At 70.0% G+C, this 15,703-nt stretch carries 15 protein-coding genes; 11 read left to right on the forward strand and 4 right to left on the reverse strand.

Annotated elements, in window-relative coordinates; genetic code table 11:
- The first annotated feature begins 58 nt into the window (after positions 1-58).
- The 4 genes from ACFVFH_RS33165 to ACFVFH_RS33180 all read left to right on the forward strand — a co-directional run bounded on the left by ACFVFH_RS33165 (position 59) and on the right by ACFVFH_RS33180 (position 5,666).
- Positions 59-1,327, forward strand: a complete 1,269-nt coding sequence (locus ACFVFH_RS33165) for an acetyl-CoA C-acetyltransferase (protein ID WP_383775829.1) — start codon at positions 59-61, stop codon at positions 1,325-1,327.
- Positions 1,328-1,780: 453 nt separating this feature from the next.
- Positions 1,781-3,646, forward strand: coding sequence for an AMP-dependent synthetase/ligase (locus ACFVFH_RS33170; RefSeq protein WP_383775913.1), 1,866 nt, complete (start codon positions 1,781-1,783; stop codon positions 3,644-3,646).
- 622 nt (positions 3,647-4,268) lie between these two features.
- Positions 4,269-5,138, forward strand: a complete 870-nt coding sequence (locus ACFVFH_RS33175; RefSeq protein ID WP_383775831.1) for an oxaloacetate decarboxylase — start codon at positions 4,269-4,271, stop codon at positions 5,136-5,138.
- Between the two features lie 84 nt (positions 5,139-5,222).
- Positions 5,223-5,666 (forward strand): hypothetical protein, encoded by a 444-nt coding sequence (locus ACFVFH_RS33180; protein WP_383775834.1) that lies wholly within the window; start codon positions 5,223-5,225, stop codon positions 5,664-5,666.
- 192 nt (positions 5,667-5,858) lie between these two features.
- On the opposite strand, the gene ACFVFH_RS33185 is transcribed toward ACFVFH_RS33180, so the two are convergent.
- Positions 5,859-6,278 (reverse strand): low molecular weight phosphatase family protein, encoded by a 420-nt coding sequence (locus tag ACFVFH_RS33185; protein WP_383775836.1) that lies wholly within the window; start codon positions 6,276-6,278, stop codon positions 5,859-5,861.
- Entirely contained in the window at positions 6,271-7,734 is a 1,464-nt protein-coding gene (locus ACFVFH_RS33190; RefSeq protein WP_383775838.1) for an ASCH domain-containing protein, read from the reverse strand. The genes ACFVFH_RS33185 and ACFVFH_RS33190 overlap by 8 nt, the downstream gene beginning before the upstream one ends.
- A 241-nt stretch (positions 7,735-7,975) precedes the next feature.
- Here ACFVFH_RS33190 and ACFVFH_RS33195 point away from each other — a divergent pair, with 241 nt between their 5' ends.
- The 3 genes from ACFVFH_RS33195 to ACFVFH_RS33205 are packed head-to-tail and all read left to right on the forward strand — an operon-like array spanning position 7,976 to position 9,549.
- Positions 7,976-8,239 (forward strand): hypothetical protein, encoded by a 264-nt coding sequence (locus tag ACFVFH_RS33195; RefSeq protein ID WP_383775840.1) that lies wholly within the window; start codon positions 7,976-7,978, stop codon positions 8,237-8,239.
- Entirely contained in the window at positions 8,193-8,693 is a 501-nt protein-coding gene (locus ACFVFH_RS33200) for a DUF6879 family protein (protein ID WP_383775842.1), read from the forward strand. Before ACFVFH_RS33195 ends, ACFVFH_RS33200 begins: the two co-directional genes overlap by 47 nt.
- A gap of 4 nt (positions 8,694-8,697) precedes the next feature.
- A complete protein-coding gene (locus tag ACFVFH_RS33205; RefSeq protein ID WP_383775844.1) occupies positions 8,698-9,549 on the forward strand; it encodes a helix-turn-helix domain-containing protein in 852 nt (283 codons plus the stop codon).
- Between the two features lie 523 nt (positions 9,550-10,072).
- Here ACFVFH_RS33205 and ACFVFH_RS33210 read toward each other — a convergent pair.
- The gene (locus tag ACFVFH_RS33210; RefSeq protein WP_383775847.1) at positions 10,073-10,879 is read right to left on the reverse strand and encodes a hypothetical protein; all 807 of its coding nucleotides are present in this window, start codon (positions 10,877-10,879) and stop codon (positions 10,073-10,075) included.
- Between the two features lie 257 nt (positions 10,880-11,136).
- On the opposite strand from ACFVFH_RS33210, the gene ACFVFH_RS33215 reads away from it, so the two are divergent.
- The gene (locus ACFVFH_RS33215; RefSeq protein WP_383775849.1) at positions 11,137-11,505 is read left to right on the forward strand and encodes a VOC family protein; all 369 of its coding nucleotides are present in this window, start codon (positions 11,137-11,139) and stop codon (positions 11,503-11,505) included.
- Between the two features lie 197 nt (positions 11,506-11,702).
- Here ACFVFH_RS33215 and ACFVFH_RS33220 read toward each other — a convergent pair whose 3' ends face one another.
- Positions 11,703-12,407 (reverse strand): VOC family protein, encoded by a 705-nt coding sequence (locus ACFVFH_RS33220; RefSeq protein WP_383775852.1) that lies wholly within the window; start codon positions 12,405-12,407, stop codon positions 11,703-11,705.
- Positions 12,408-12,551: 144 nt separating this feature from the next.
- On the opposite strand from ACFVFH_RS33220, the gene ACFVFH_RS33225 reads away from it, so the two are divergent.
- The 3 genes from ACFVFH_RS33225 (at position 12,552) to ACFVFH_RS33235 (ending at position 15,572) form a co-directional block, all read left to right on the forward strand.
- Positions 12,552-13,496 carry an LLM class F420-dependent oxidoreductase gene (locus tag ACFVFH_RS33225; protein ID WP_383775854.1) on the forward strand — a complete coding sequence of 315 codons (945 nt, stop codon included), beginning with the start codon at positions 12,552-12,554 and terminating at the stop codon, positions 13,494-13,496.
- 33 nt (positions 13,497-13,529) lie between these two features.
- On the forward strand, positions 13,530-14,327 hold the full coding sequence (locus ACFVFH_RS33230) for an SDR family NAD(P)-dependent oxidoreductase (RefSeq protein ID WP_383775856.1): 798 nt from the start codon (positions 13,530-13,532) through the stop codon (positions 14,325-14,327).
- Between the two features lie 123 nt (positions 14,328-14,450).
- Positions 14,451-15,572, forward strand: a complete 1,122-nt coding sequence (locus tag ACFVFH_RS33235; RefSeq protein WP_383775858.1) for an LLM class flavin-dependent oxidoreductase — start codon at positions 14,451-14,453, stop codon at positions 15,570-15,572.
- Positions 15,573-15,703 lie beyond the last annotated feature (131 nt).

The following is a 15,703-nucleotide window of genomic DNA, read 5'->3' on the forward strand; positions in this document are numbered from 1 at the left end:
TGCTCGGTCGTAGATTTACTCCAGAGTAAGGTTACTCAAGAGTCAGGAGCTGGTCGAGATGATCCCCCTCGCACTCCCGCAGCCCCGCAGGGTCGCGGTCATCGGCGGCAGCCGCGTCCCGTTCGCGCGCTCCGACGGCCCGTACGCGCACGCCTCCAACCAGCAGCTGCTCACGGCCGCCCTGGACGGCCTGGTCGAGCGGTTCGGGCTCCGGGGGGAGCGGATCGGCGAGTTCGCGGCCGGCGCCGTGCTCAAGCACAGCCGCGACTTCAACCTGGCCCGCGAGACCGTGCTCGGCTCGGCGCTCGACCCGCGCACTCCGGCGTACGACGTCCAGCAGGCCTGCGGCACCGGCCTCCAGGCCGTGGTCGCCGCGGCGAACAAGATCATGCTCGGGGCGATCGACTCGGCGGTGGCGGGCGGCACCGACACCACGAGCGACGCGCCCCTCGGCGTCAACGACGAGCTGCGCAGGCTGCTGCTCGATGCCCGGCGGGCGAAGTCGACGGGCGCCAGGATCAAGGCGCTCGCCCGCGTACGCCCCCGGCACCTCGTCCCGGACGTCCCGCGCAACGCGGAGCCCCGCACCGGTCTCTCGATGGGCGAGCACGCCGCGGTCACCGCCCGCCGCTGGGGCATCACCCGCGAGGCCCAGGACCTGCTGGCGGCCACCAGCCACCAGCGCCTCGCGGCGGCGTACGAGCGGGGCTTCCTGGACGACCTCGTCGTCCCGTTCCGGGGGCTGGCCCGCGACCAGAACCTCCGCCCCGGCTCCACGGTCGGCAAACTCGCCACGCTGAAGCCGGTGTTCGGCACCGACCACCCCGACGCGACGATGACCGCGGGCAACTCCACCCCGCTCACCGACGGCGCCGCGACCGTCCTGCTGGCGAGCGAGGAGTGGGCCCGCGCGCACGACTTGGAGCCGCTCGCCTTCCTGTCCCTGTACGAGACGGCGGCCGTGGACTACGTGAACGGCGACGACGGGCTCCTGATGGCGCCCGCGTACGCCGTGCCGCGCATGCTGGAGCGCGCCGGGCTCACCATCGAGGACTTCGACCTGTTCGAGATCCACGAGGCCTTCGCCTCCCAGGTACTGGCCACCCTCGCGGCCTGGGAGAAGCAGGGTCTCGCGCCCGTGGACCGGGACAGGCTCAACGTCGCGGGTTCCTCGCTCGCCACGGGCCATCCGTTCGCCGCGACGGGGGCCCGGATCGTCGCCACCCTCGCCAAGCTCCTGGCGGAGCGGGACGGGCCGTCCCGGGGGCTGATCTCGATCTGCGCGGCGGGCGGCCAGGGCGTCACGGCCATCCTCGAACGCCCCTGAGGCCCCTGGCACTTGTGAGATCCCCGGCGTCCCTGAGGGCCCTGGCACCTCCGAGGTCCCCAGCGTCCCTGAGGGCCCTGGCACCTCCGAGGTCCCCAGCGTCCCTGAGGGCCCTGGCACCTCCGAGGTCGCCGGCGTCCCTGAGGGTCCTGGCATCCCTGAGGGCCCTGTGCCCTTCCGGCGCTGCGGGGCCCCCGCGCCCCGGGGCACCTCTCACGCCCCCGCACCACACCCACCGGCCCGACGCCCCGCACCCACCGGCCCGACGCACCGCACCACCGGCCCGACGCACCGCCCCGGACACCGCCGGACGGACCCGGCGCAACCGCCCGACCCCTTGTTGAGGAGCCGCACGTGTCCACGCCATCCACCACCCCCGGTTCCACCGCCCCCAGTTCCACTACCCCCGGTTCCACCGCCCCCGACCCCACTGCCCCCGCCGCCCCCGTCCTCGTGGAGCCGACCAAGGTCAGGGCCGAGGACGGCTCGGTGCGGCAGGTCTCCGTACCGCCCGCCGCGCCGCCCGTCCGCCGGGGCTCGCTCGCCGAGATCCCGTTCGACAACGCCCGAGAGGCGCCCGCCGACGCCGTGCTCAGCCGCAAGCGGCCGGACGGGAGCTGGCAGGACGTGACAGCGGCGGAGTTCGCCGACGAGGTGCTCGCCGTCGCCAAGGGGCTCGTCGCGGAGGGCCTCGGCCTTGGGGACCGGATCGCGATCATGGCCCGGACCTCCTACGAGTGGACCCTGCTCGACTTCGCGGCCTGGGCCGCCGGGCTGGTGACCGTCCCCGTCTACCCCACCTCCTCCGCCCTCCAGACCCGCTGGATCCTCCAGGACTCCGGCGCCGTCGCGTGCGCCGTCGAGAGCGCGGAGCAGAGCCGGCTGATCAGCCAGGAGCGCAAGCAGCTCGGCGGCCTCGCCCATCTGTGGCAGTTCGACACAGGCGCGCTCGGCCGGCTGAAGACCCTCGGCCGGGACGTCCCCGACGACACCGTCGCCGCCCGCCGTGCCGCACTGGAACCGGAGACCCCCGCCACCCTCATCTACACCTCGGGCACCACCGGCCGCCCCAAGGGGTGTGTGCTCAGCCACGGCAACTTCTTCGCCGAGGTCGACAACGCGATCGAGCTGTTGCACCCGGTCTTCAAGTCGGTCAGCAAGTACCCCGCCTCCACCCTGCTCTTCCTCCCGCTCTCCCACGTCTTCGGGCGGATGGTCGCGATCGGCTGTCTGCGCGCCCGGGTCCGCCTCGGCCACGCCCCGTCGATCCGGACCGACGACCTGCTCGCCGATCTCGCCGGGTTCCGGCCGTCGTTCCTGCTGGCCATCCCGTACGTGCTGGAGAAGGTGTACAACACCGGCCGCGCCACCGCCGAGAAGATGGGCCGCGCCGCGTCGTTCGACCGCGCCGCGCGGATCGCCCAGCGGTACGGGGAGGCCGTGGAGGCCGCCGAGCACGGCACCGGCCCCGGCCCGGGGATGGGCCTGCGGGCGGCCCGCGCCCTGTACGACCCGCTGGTCTACCGCCGCATCCGGGCCGCGCTCGGCGGACACGTCCGGTACGCGATCTGCGGCGGCTCGCCGCTGGGCCACCGGCTCGCGGCGTTCTACGCGGGCGCGGGCATCGAGATCTTCGAGGGGTACGGCCTCACCGAGACCACCGCGGCCGCCACCGTCACCCCGCCGCTCAAGCCGCGCCTGGGCACCGTCGGCTGGCCGCTGCCCGGCTCCGCCGTACGGATCGCGGACGACGGCGAGGTGCTGCTCGGCGGCGGGCAGGTGTTCCAGGGGTACTGGGACGCCGGACAGGGCCGGGCCGTACCCGCGCAGGAGGGCGGCTGGTTCGCCACCGGAGACCTGGGCGCGCTCGACGAGGACGGCTACCTCACGATCACCGGCCGCAAGAAGGACATCATCATCACCTCCGGCGGCAAGAACGTCGCCCCGGCGCCGCTGGAGGACTGGCTGCGCGCCCACCCCCTGGTCGGCCAGTGCATGGTGGTCGGCGACGACCGCCCGTTCGTCACCGCGCTGATCACCCTGGAGCCGGACGGGCTCGCCCACTGGCGGCAGATGAAGAAGAAGCAGCATGTGCCGATCCGGGAACTCGTCGACGACGACGAATTGCGCACGGCGCTGCGACGCGCCGTCGACGAGGCCAACCGGCTGGTCTCCCGCGCGGAGTCGATCCGTGAATTCGCCGTGCTGCCCGTGGACTTCACCGAGGAGAGCGGCCATCTGACGCCCTCGCTGAAGCTGAAGCGGGACGTGATCGCACGGGACTTCGCGGAGGAGATCGAGGCGTTGTACCGGAGGTGAGCGGGGGAGCTCCGCGTGAGGGCGCTCGCGCGGAGCTCCCGGGCCGGGAATGTGTACGTCCCGGCCCTCCCGTCGAGCGGGAACGCATGATCGAAAGGGGCGCCGCGCATCGCGAGTGAGATGTGCACGCATTCCGTGCGTACGGAAGCACGGACAACGGCGTCCGTGCCGGTCCGGCCCCGGGCCCGGCCCCCTCGCCGCCGCCGCTTCGGCGACCCCGTAAATCGTCAACACGGTGCATGCGCAAGGCATTCGGGCCTTCCCGAGTTGCTGTTTAGGATGATCCGAAAGGCAACAGTCACCGAATTCTTCGCGCCTCCGGCAGGCCCCCGGCGCACTCCCGGAAAGCCTCGCACACAAGGTAAAAAGCGGCGCGTCCCTAGGTAAAGACACGGTCACGTCGGTATAGATGTACGCGTCTTCACAAGAGGGCAGTTTTCACGTCCCGTGCGGCAGGAACGCCACCGCCCCTTCGCGGGCGAGTGCTGTGCGTCGTGTTCCCGTGTCCGTGCCTTCGTTGGCTCCGGGCCCCGGCGCCGACGAGCACGCAGAGCCTGGGACGACATCGCTCGACACCCGTTCACCCGTTCACCCGTTCATCCATTGGTCAAGGAGAGACGCTGTGCGCTACGGAACTGCACTGAGAGAAGAAGTCCGGTCCCCGGGAACGACCCCTCTCATCGGTATCTACGACATGTATTCGGCCTCCGTCGTGGCCCGCCACTACGACGGATTCTTCGTGTCCGGATTCGGCTTCGCCGCCTCCCACTACGGGCTTCCCGACATCGGGTTCATCGCCTGGCCGGACATGGTGGCGTTCGTGGAGCGGCTGCGGCTGGCCTTCCCCACGCACCACCTGCTGGTCGACATCGACGACGGCTACGTCGATCCCGAGGTGGCCTGCCATGTGGTGCAGCGGCTGGAGCGGATCGGCGCCTCCGGCGTCATCCTGGAGGACCAGAAGCGACCCCGCAGGTGCGGTCACGCGGACGGCAAGCAGGTGCTGCCGCTGGAGGAGTACCTGGAGAAGCTCAACCTGGTGCTGGAGAGCAGGCAGGACCTGGTGGTCGTCGCCCGTACGGACGCCACGGAGGAGGCCGACATCCTGCGCCGGGCGGAGGCGCTGGCCGAGACGGACGCCGATGTCGTCCTGGTCGACGGGGTGCGCAGCGTCGAGTGGATCAAGCGCATCCGGAGGGTGGTCGGTGACAAGCCGCTGCTCTTCAACCAGATCGCGGGTGGCAAGTCGCCCCGGCTCTCGCTCTCCGAACTGACCGATCTGGACTGCCAGGTGGCGATCTACAGCACCCCTTGTCTCTTCGCGGCGCACGCGGCGATCGACAGCGCGCTGACGGACCTCAAGCAGTCCGACGGGCGGCTCCCCGAGTTCGTCCCGGCCGAGGGCATCGGGGTGCAGCGTTCGACGGAGCTGCTGGAGAAGAACATCAGCAGGCATCACCCGGCCCCCGAGCCGGTGACCGTGACCGTCTGACGCGTACCCGCCACCCGGACCCGTACGGCCCCTGTCCCGCGCATCGGGCGGGGGTCGTACGGCCGGGAGAAGGAAGGACACCCCATGACACGCACCATCCCGGCCACGGCACGGGCCGCCCTGCTGATCGCCCTCGGCGCCTTCTGCCAGGGCCAGTTGACCACCGGCGCCGCCTGGGCCGACGCCCCGGACGGCGGCATGGAGACCCACCACGGGCCCTCCCTGATCACCATCGACAACTCCAACGCCGACTCCTGGCTGGAGGTGGACCGCACGCTGAACGTGCTGGGCCCCCTCAGCAAGGGGACCGCGGGCAGCGACCACGACGGCGGCGGGGGCGCGATCGACCAGAACGTCTCGTCCTCGCAGGCCGTGGGCGTCCAGGCGGCCCCCGACGAACAGGCTGACGAGAACGACGAGGACGAGGACGCGGCGCCCGCCCCCGCGCCCCCGGAGTCCGCCGCGACCGGCGGCGACGACCCGGAGGGCGACGCGGATCACGACGCGGGCGGCCGCCCGGCCGTTTGATCCCGCACCGGAGCGAACTCCGCCATGCCGGTCTCCAACCGGCATGGTCTCGTAGCTGAGGTGAACCAGCCCGGTGCCAGCAGGACACCAGTGTTCTTTGAGGACTCGTGGCGCGGACCGCTTTTTCACGGTGGAACAGCGGACCGCTTTTTCACGAGGAACAAGAGACGGGCGGGGTGCTTGGGGTGGCGTTCAGGCCGTAGAGGGCCGCCCGGTGACTTCCTGGATCTTCAGGACGGTTCCGACGAAGTCCTCCGGGCCGCCTCCCCAGGGGTCGGTGATGCCTTCGCCGAGGACGGAGACCGGGCGGCCCGGACCGGCCAGCGCTTCGACGGCCAGGGCGGTTTCGTCGTCCACTGCCATCAGGTCGTCAGCCCAGGAGAGAAGTTCCTCGTCCAGGAGTTGACCCCGGTGCTCGGTGAGGTCGTAGCCGAAGGCGGCAGCGGCCTTCACCGCCAGGGGATGGGCGGGCTCGCCGACATGCCAGTCGCGGGTGCCGGCCGAGCGCACCTCCAGTGTCCCCCCGGATCGCTCGGCGATGATCACGGCCGCGATCGGGGACCGGCAGTGGTTGCCCTTGCAGACCACCAGCACCCGCCGGGGCCTATTCATCGGCGTCCACCCGCTCGATCTCGAACGTGAGGACGCCGAGGGCTTCCTTGTGAGGCGGGAAGATCGCCTGAATCGCCCGCAACTGTTCGGCCGCGGTGGCGTTCGGGTTGACTGCCTTCACGTCCTCGGTGCCGAACATCTCCTTGAACGTCCGGTACCGGCCGATGCGCTTGACTCGGGTCAGGCACTCTTCACCGCGACAGGTGAAGTTGAGCAGGTCTCCGGCCTTGATCCGTTTCATCGAGTCGTAGGCCACCCGGACTTCGACGGTCTTGGAGCCGTCGGCGATCAGGTCGAAGTACTGCTTGTAGATCTGGATGCTGCGGGGACGGCCATGCGCCTGGGACTGGTTCCTGGCAGGTCGGCGGCTGGTCATCAGAGTTTCCAATGCGGTCGTGGTGTAGGACCGGTAGAAGTGCCTCGGATCGCTGAGCATCAGCTCCCCGACACCGGTGAGCGCTTCCACGTAGTCCGCTTGCGTGCCGGGCCACACAGCCGGATTCAGCAGCCACTCCGCGGTGGTGCCTCCCGACACGTCTCCGGCGTCGGCAGTCGTGTTCAGGAGGCTCTTGGAGAGCTTCCCGCCGTCGCTGCCGAGAATCTGAGGGGTGAAGATCCGAAGCGGCACCGGGGCAGCAGACGTGCCGATGGCCGCGTGTGCGCCGTCCACCAACTGGCAGCCGAACGCCCAGTCACCGCCCTTCACCATGACGTGCAACGTGCCGTCCTCAGGGCGGCAGGACCGTTCCTTGACGACATTGCGGCACAGGGTCGCCAGGTCCAGGTAGCCGCCGCCCAAGGGCGTCACGTCCGTCTCGTACCGGCCGTGCGCGTGGCACCTCGCCTCGAACAGGGCGCCCGAGCCGTCCAACTCCAGCAGCCGCGTGTGATCGGCGTGCTTCTCCGCCCATCCGCACACCGGGCACGGCAGCCGGATGTGAGCGATTCCCCTGGCCGGGGCCAACCAGAACCGGATTTCGTCCAAGTGCTCCAGCGTCCGCAGGAACTCGGCCCGGAACTCCGGACCGGCCTGCTGCTCGGTGTAGGTGCCGACCCGGTACTCCACGCCGGTGCGGCGGGTCATTGCCTTCAGGAGTGGGAAGTAGTGCTCGGCGACGAGGGCGCGGATGCCATGGGCGCCGCGTTGGTGGTGATAGGACAGCTGATGCTTTCGGCCGTCTCGGGTGATCGTCTCGGCGGGGGCGTTGTCCAGCGCGACGAAGTCGACGACCGTCTCGACCCCGAACTCGTCCCTGGCCCGCTCGGCAACCAGGAACGACAGGGACTGCACCAAGTGGGTGCCGATGTGGGGGCGGCCGTTGAGCTGCGTCCCCACGGTGAATTCGATTCGTTCCGCTCCGGTCTCGAGGAGACGCGGGCGAAGCACGTCCAGGGCATCGTCAACAGCGTTGGCCAGTACGGTGTTCGGTGACCTGAGAAGGTCGACGGCGTTCAATTCGTACCTCCGCTCTGCTCACGGACCGCCGCGAGGACGGCTGGGGCGTGGGACGGACCGTACGAGCATGGGCCGATGGCATTCAACGAAGTTGCTCATAGTTGCTGGGAGTTCGCCCGGAGGAAGACTTCGTGCTGCTGGGCGCTTGACCTCGGGGTGGTCGCAGGGCGAGGGTCGGCGGGTGGCGTTGGCCCGAGCATGGGGGAGAGAAATGCGGCAACACAGCTGAAGTGACGACGATGTGACCGCTACGTTTTTCTGCACAGATCCCGAATCGCAAGGCGGAATCGAGTGCGAGACGTTCTACGAGACCGACCGTGATTCATGGATCGTGCAGCTCAAGAAGCGTGGGCCGAAGGTTCGGGATCAGCTCGTCGCGCTGGCCGACGACGAGACATTCGGGGAGATGTCCGGGCGGACTATGGATGTGTTCGTGCGGAAGTACGTCAGGGAGCGCTATGGAATTGATCTCGGCATCGCGTCGAATCGAGCTACTGTTCGGTGACCCTGCCCAGGAAATCCGAAAGCTTGAGCTGCGCGACTTCTACGAGGTAGACCGTTCACTGTTCGACGCATGGCGTTCAGGCGACCGCGAGATGGTCGAGGAGGCGATGCTCGGGCATCGTGAGTTCCTGACAAGGAAGGCCGATTCCGGATTTCCTTACCGGCGTGTGAGGGTTGTCGCCGAACCGCTCTCGGAATGTCAGTGGATGGCGGTCGAGCCGGCTGACCCGGCGGAGCGTCTTCGGTGGCTTCCCCGCCCTCTCGCATCGGTGCTGCCCCTGCCGGGTAACGACTGCCTGATCCGTGATGACCTGGTGGTGTTCAATCCCATCGAGGGAGACAACCAACAGACGGACATTCAGCTCCCGACCGATCCGCACGTGGTCGGATTCTGCAACGAAGCATTCGAGCGGGCGTGGTCGCTCGGTGTTCCCAACGGTGAGTACAAGCCCTAGAGACATGTCGGACCAAGAACCCTCCGAGTCCACGCGACGCGCTTTCGGCACCGAGCTCAAGGAACTACGCCGGGACAACAATATTTCGGCCGTCGAGCTCGCGCGGCGCTGCGGTTGGCACAAGACCAAGGTGTCGAAGATCGAGCATGGGACACAGGTCCCGACCGAGGACGACATCCGAAGGTGGGCAACGGCTTGCGCCGCCGAAGGGAAGATTCCCGAACTCGTCGCGGTGCGTCGCGAGATCGAGTTGATGTGGACCGACTACAAACGGTGGCACCGACCGGGGATGAAACGTCTCCAGTTGCGAGCCATGGACCTGTATGCAAGGACCAGGGTTCTCCGCGTCTACGAGTCGCTGTTCGTTCCCGGCTTTCTACAGACGGTCGAGTACGCGGAGGCGCAGTTCACCATCCATGCCAGGCTTCACGGCCTGCCATTGGACGATGTCGAGGAAGCGGCGCGGAACCGCATGGCTCGGAAGAGGTTTCTCGGTACCGGGGCGCCGATCTTCTCGTTCCTCCTGGAAGCCTCGGCGCTGACCAACAACACGGGCGGCGCCGAGGTGATGAACGGGCAGCTCGACCACCTCCTGGATGTCTCCCGGCTGCCGTATGTGTCCATCGGGATCATCCCGGAAGGCCGGGCGCGTTCGCTCTACCCGGGGGAGGGCTTCTACCTCTTCGACGAGAGCTTGCTCAAGCAAGAGTTTTGGTCGGGGGCGTTCCAGACGTCCAGGCCCGAGAACATCTCGTACTTCGGCCGCGTATTCGCCGCTCTGCGGGACCAGGCCGTATATGGCGCTGCCGCCCGGGACGAGATCGACGCGGCTCGCAGCCGCCTTCAAGGTGCCTGATGAGCGGCACCTGATCGACGCCGGACTTCGTCGGTGCTGATGGCCGCCTGCGCCCGAGCGTGGCGAGACTCCCTCTCGACGGCCGAGGGGGAGTCAGACCGCACAGGCAGGGCAACCGGGAGGCGGAAGACGACAGGTCGGCCGTCTGCCTCGCGGCGGCGTCGGGCCTCTTCCACCGCGACCGGCGGTGACGACCCGGAGGGCGACGCGGACCACGACGCGGGCGGCCGCCCGGCCATCTGAACCCTCGGCGCGGGTCCGTGGTGTGCGTGTGCTCGGGGGCTCGGGTCCGGCCGTCGCGGTGACGTGCTTCGGGGCCCTCGGTGCCGTATGCCTCCCGCTCGGCCGGGAGCGTGTGGAACGGGGACGGCAGGACGTTCAGGGCCCCCGGTCGTCGCCGTGGTGGTGGAGCGCAGGGCCCGGCCGGGGCCGGGGCTGGTCCTGGGCGCCGGCGCGGAGCGCTCCGCGCCCCGGGCGCCGGGGCCCAGGACGCGGTGCGCGACAGGTTCGCGGACCTGCGGGCCTACTCGGGTGCCTCGATCTTCACCGGCTTGCCCAGGTCGTAGAAGTGCTGCGTGGTCGTGCTCATCGCACCGCCCGCCTGGGACTCGGCCTGACCGCCGTAGGGCGTGAAGTCGTCCCCGAACCAGAGAATGTGCTCCCGCACGGCCGCGCCCAGGAACGTGTACGGCTTCTTGTTCACGATCCGCCACGCCGTGACGTCCTCGCCGTTCTCCAGGGAGATCACGGGCCGCTCCTGCTCGACGGTCCACTCCGGGGCCGACGCGATCATCTGGGCCGTCACCTGCGGATCGGCGAGCGCGCGGTAGAGCTTCCCCGTGGCGGCCACGATCTGCTCCTGCGGGTCACTGCTGTTCTTGTCCCCCTTGACCCACTTGCCGAGCCCCGGTGTCTTGATCCACTCGTCCTCGCCCTTGAAGACGTACGCCTTCTCCCCCTCCGGGCCCGTCATCGAGCCGGCCAGCGCGGACTCGTCCCCGAAGAGGAACCGCGAGGTCCCCGACTCGTCCCCCGACTGCACGGACTCCGTCCCCGATTCGTACGCCTTCAGGGCGGCCACCAGGCACTTCGACAGGGCCGAGCCGGCGAGGGTCGTACCGCCCTTGAGCTGGAGGCCGTCGCACTCGGCCGGGGTGGCGAAGGCCGGGGTCGACTCCTTCGGGTCGGCGCTCCCCTGCGCGGGCCGGTCGGAAGACGACTTCGAAGGCGTCGGTTCGGCCGAGCCGTCCGACGAGGAGCAGCCGGCCAGGAGGCCGACCGAGAGGAGGGTTCCTATGTACACGTGGGGGCGCAGACGTCCAGGTCTCATGCTGTTCGAACTCCACTGGTCACGGACGGCCCGCGACCTGCGGACCGTCTTATGGGCTCTCGCGTATGAATCCACAGCCCCGCACCACTGCTCGTGAAGGTGTTTGCTCCACGGACCGCAGGTGCGGGCCCTGGAATCCTAACGACCTGGACAGACATCCCATTTCACCTGCCGGTCCGGCAGGCCGGACCGCGGGGTGCGGCGGTGCACCGGCATCGCTCCCGCGAGGTCGGCCGTCGATCCAGCAGAATCGGCACATGCTGAGAGTCGGCTCTGCGGTGCTGGGTGTTTCGGACGTGCGGCGTGCGGCGGCGTTCTGGTCGCAGGCGCTGGGGTACGTCCCGCGCGAGGAGGCGGCGGACGACTGGGTGGTGCTGGTCCCGGCGGACGGACCGGGGGTGCAGGTGGCCCTCGGGCTCAGCGACTCACCGGTCCAGGAACAACCGCGCGTCCATCTGGACCTGTACGCCGCGGACGCGGCCGACCAGGCCGCCGAGGTCGAGCGGCTGGTTTCCCTGGGGGCCCGGCACGTCGACTGGGACCTGTATCCGGACGACCCCGACTTCGTCGTGCTCGCCGACCCCGAGGGCAACCGCTTCTGCGTCATCGACACCAGCCACGGCTGAGGATCGGACGGCGCGGACGGCGCGGACGGCGCGGACGGCGCGGACGGCGCAGACGGCGCAGACGTCCCGGACGTCCCGGACGTCCCGGACGTTTCCCGGTGGGGAGGGAGCGGCGGCCACCGTCTGCCCCAGGGGGCCGGAACATCCCCCCACGCGGCCGGGGAGCCGCCCGAACGGCCAAGAGAGGTCAAGAGTCGTCAGGGGAGGTCGGGGGCCGGTTCGGGCGGGCCGGCCACGCCGACGCATGCCTCGTTGCCCTCGGGGTCGGCGAGGACCCAGTTCGACGGTGCGTCGGCGTCGTTCACCAGGCGGCCGCCGGCCGCGAGCGCCGCGGCTATCCGGGCCTCGGCCTCGTCGTACGGCACCCACACGTCGACGTGGAGCCGGTTGCGCTGCGGGCGCGGCTCGTCCATGGGCTGGAAGTAGAAGGGGGCCCCGCGGCGGTGCGGGTCGATCAGGTCCTCGCCGCTGTTCGCGCGGTCCCGGTAGCCGAGCAGGGCGCGCCAGAACGCCACCACGGCAGGACCGGCGAGGGCGTCGACGGTGATCTGTACGGTCTGGACGGCGGACGGGTCGGCCGGTATGTCCAGCGCGCGGGCCACGGCCGAGATCCGCCGGGCCAGGTCGACGTGGAGTTCGGCCAGCCCGTAGTAGTCGTCCGTGACCGCGATCAGCCGTACCGTCACGCCCTCCGGCCGCACGTCGACGTCCGGGTGGGGGAGGCCGTCCCCGCTCCCGGGCATCTCGCCGATCGCCTGCACGAACCGCGCGCCGGCCGCGAACGAGCCGGTGCGGAAGTACGCACACGCCCCCTCGCCCACGACACGCCAGTCCGCCACACCGGTGGACGCGTGGAACTGCTGCGGTCTGATGTGCGCCGCTCCGCTCTCTGTACCGGTCATCCGCCCAACGTATCGCTCGGGTCCGACATCCCCGCCGCCGACAGCCCCTCCCCGCCTCTTGTCTGATGCAGCGTCAGGTACGACGATGGCCACCGCGCCCGTCATGTGACGGTGTGTCAGATCAGCTCGGGAGGAGGCCGTACGGTGCCGATATCGACCGCCGGGCCGCTGTCGTACGGGATGCAGCTGCCGATCCAGTCGCAGAGCACCATCTATGCCGAGGGGTGGGAGGCGGCGGCCGGAGCGGCCGATCTCGCCGCGATCGCCCGGACCGCCGACCGCACCGGCTTCGCCTATCTGGCGAGCTGCGACCACGTCGCGATCCCGCGCAGGCTCGCCGACGTCATGAGCACCGTCTGGTACGACCCGGTCGCCACCCTCGCCTTTCTCGCCGGGATCACCGAGCGGGTGCTGTTGATGAGCCATGTCGCCGTCGTCGGGCTGCGGCATCCGCTGGTCACCGCCAAGCAGTACGCCACCCTCGACCACCTCTGCGGCGGCCGGCTGATCCTCGGGGTCGGGGCCGGGCACGTGCCGGAGGAGTTCGAGGCGCTCGGGGTGGACTTCGACGGGCGGGGCGGGGTGCTCGACGAGACCGTCGACGCGCTGAAGGCGGCGCTCGGCCCGGAGGAGTACCCCGAGTTCGCGGGGGAGCGGTTCTCCTTCTCCGGTCTCGGGCAGCTGCCCCGCCCGGCCCAGGAGCGGGTGCCGGTCTGGGTGGGCGGCTCCTCGCCGGCCGCCGTGCGCCGGGCGGCCGTGCGGGGGGACGGCTGGCTGCCGCAGGGCGATCCCCGGGAGCGGCTGCCCGCGCAGATCGCCCGGCTGAGGGAGCTGCGGGAGGCGGCCGGGGTCGAGGCCCCGATCGTCATCGGCGCGATCACCGAGCCGCTGTACGTCGGCGACCCGGACTGGTCCGTGGGGCGGCGCACCCTCGCCGGGAAGCCGGAGGCCCTCGCGGAGTCGCTGCGCGCGTACGCGGCCATGGGCGTCCACCAGATCCAGGTGCGGTTCCGCAGCCGGAGCCGTAGCGAACTGACCGACCAGATGGCGGCGTTCGCCGCGGAGGTCGCCCCCTATCTCGACAGGTAGTCGCATCCCATCTCGACAGGCAGGAGTCAGATCATGGGCAAGCTGGACGGGCGGACCGTGCTCATCAGCGGTGCGGCGCGCGGGCAGGGCGAGCAGGAGGCGCGGCTCTTCGCCGCGGAGGGCGCGCGGGTGGTGATCGCCGATGTGCTCGACGAGCCGGGCGAGGCGCTGGCCGAGGAGCTGCGGGGCGAACTGGGCAAGGACGCCGCCCGGTTCGTCCATCTGGACGTGAGCCGGGAGGAGGACTGGCAGGCCGCGGTGGCCGCCGCGAAGGACGCCTTCGGGACGATCGACGGGCTGGTCAACAACGCGGGCATCCTCCGCTTCAACGAACTGGTGTCCACGCCGCTGGCGGAGTTCCAGCAGGTGGTGCAGGTCAACCAGGTGGGCGCGTTCCTCGGGATCAAGTGCGTCGCGCCCGAGATCGAGGCCGCGGGCGGCGGGACCATCGTCAACACCGCCTCGTACACGGGGCTCACGGGCATGGCGTTCGTGGGCGCGTACGCCGCGACCAAGCACGCCGTGCTGGGGCTGACCCGGGTGGCGGCGATGGAGCTGGCCGCGAAGGGGATCCGGGTCAACGCCGTCTGCCCCGGTGCCGTGGACACCGCGATGACCAATCCGGCGGCGCTGGACCCGGCCGCGGACCCGGAGGAGTCCAAGGCGGCGGTGGCCGAGCTGTACCGCAAGCTCGTGCCGCTGGGCCGGATCGGGCAGCCGGAGGAGGTGGCGGCGCTGGCGCTCTTCCTGACCTCGGAGGACTCCTCGTACATCACCGGACAGCCGTTCGTCATCGACGGGGGCTGGCTGGCGGGCGTCAGCCTGTTCTGAGCCGGGCCGCCCCGAACGGACCTGACGATGTGTCAGGTATTGACGGGTGCGGATGCCGGTGGAACAGTCGGACGCATCACGATCTGACGGAGTGTCAGAAACGATTGAGGACGGTGAACCCCCTTGGAATTCGGGCTCTTTGTACAGGGGTACGTGCCCGCCGCGCGGGCCAAGGCCGACCCCGGGGCAGAGCACAAGGCGCTGATCGAGGAGACCGAGTACGTCATCCAGGCGGACAAGTCCGGCTTCAAGTACGCCTGGGCCTCCGAGCACCACTTCCTGGAGGAGTACTCGCACATCTCGGCCAACGACGTGTACCTGGGCTACCTCGCCCACGCCACCGACCGCATCCACCTCGGATCCGGCATCTTCAACCCGCTCGCCCCGGTCAACCACCCGGTGAAGGTGGCCGAGAAGGTCGCCATGCTCGACCACCTCTCCGAGGGCCGCTTCGAGTTCGGCTCGGGGCGCGGGGCCGGCAGCCACGAGATCCTCGGGTTCATGCCGGGCATCACCGACATGAACCACACCAAGGAACTCTGGGAAGAGACCATCGCCGAGTTCCCCAAGATGTGGCTCCAGGACGAGTACGTCGGCTTCCAGGGCAAGCACTGGTCGCTGCCGCCGCGCAAGATCCTGCCCAAGCCGTACGGGAAGTCGCACCCGGCGATGTGGTACGCGGCCGGGTCGCCGTCCTCGTACGCGATGGCGGGGAAGAAGGGGCTCGGCGTGCTGGGCTTCAGCGTGCAGAAGGTCTCCGACATGGAGTGGGTCGTCGAGTCCTACAAGACGGCCGTCAAGGAGGCGGAGCCCGTGGGGGACTTCGTCAACGACAACGTGATGGTCACCTCCACGGCCATCTGCGCCGAGACGCACGCCAAGGCCGTCGAGATCGCGGTGGGCGGCGGGCTGAACTACCTCCAGTCGCTGCTCTTCCGCTACCACGACACCTTCCCCCGGCCGGAGGGCATCCCGCAGTGGCCCGAACTGCTCCCGGAGTACACCGAGGAGATCATCGAGCTGCTGATCGCCGAGGAGCTGATGATCTGCGGCGACCCGGACGAGGTGCTGCGCCAGTGCAAGCGGTGGGAGCAGGCGGGCGCGGACCAGCTGAGCTTCGGGCTGCCGATCGGCGTCAGCCGGGAGGACACGCTGAACTCGATCAAGCTGATCGGTGAGCACGTGATCCCGGAGATCGACACGGACCCGGTCCACCGGACCTCACGGTTCCGCGACGCCGCGTAGTGGTCCCGGGGGGCTCTGCCCTCCGGGCCCTGCTCCTCCGGGCCCTGCTCCTCCGGGCCCTGCTCCTCCGGGCCCTGCTCCTCCGGGCCCTGCTCCTCCGGGCCCTGCTCCTCCGGGCCCTGCTCCTCCGT

It is taken from the genome of Streptomyces sp. NPDC057697 (genome assembly GCF_042799335.1).
GTDB lineage: Bacteria > Actinomycetota > Actinomycetes > Streptomycetales > Streptomycetaceae > Streptomyces.

What these genes read in the sequence shown, in the direction of transcription:
- ACFVFH_RS33165 (WP_383775829.1), top strand. Translation starts at nt 59, where the DNA reads ATGATCCCCCTCGCACTCCCGCAGCCCCGCAGGGTCGCGGTCATCGGC.
- ACFVFH_RS33180 (WP_383775834.1), top strand. Translation starts at nt 5,223, where the DNA reads ATGACACGCACCATCCCGGCCACGGCACGGGCCGCCCTGCTGATCGCC.
- ACFVFH_RS33185 (WP_383775836.1), bottom strand. Translation starts at nt 6,278, where the DNA reads ATGAATAGGCCCCGGCGGGTGCTGGTGGTCTGCAAGGGCAACCACTGC.
- ACFVFH_RS33200 (WP_383775842.1), top strand. Translation starts at nt 8,193, where the DNA reads ATGGAATTGATCTCGGCATCGCGTCGAATCGAGCTACTGTTCGGTGAC.
- ACFVFH_RS33205 (WP_383775844.1), top strand. Translation starts at nt 8,698, where the DNA reads ATGTCGGACCAAGAACCCTCCGAGTCCACGCGACGCGCTTTCGGCACC.
- ACFVFH_RS33210 (WP_383775847.1), bottom strand. Translation starts at nt 10,879, where the DNA reads ATGAGACCTGGACGTCTGCGCCCCCACGTGTACATAGGAACCCTCCTC.
- ACFVFH_RS33215 (WP_383775849.1), top strand. Translation starts at nt 11,137, where the DNA reads ATGCTGAGAGTCGGCTCTGCGGTGCTGGGTGTTTCGGACGTGCGGCGT.
- ACFVFH_RS33220 (WP_383775852.1), bottom strand. Translation starts at nt 12,407, where the DNA reads ATGACCGGTACAGAGAGCGGAGCGGCGCACATCAGACCGCAGCAGTTC.
- ACFVFH_RS33230 (WP_383775856.1), top strand. Translation starts at nt 13,530, where the DNA reads ATGGGCAAGCTGGACGGGCGGACCGTGCTCATCAGCGGTGCGGCGCGC.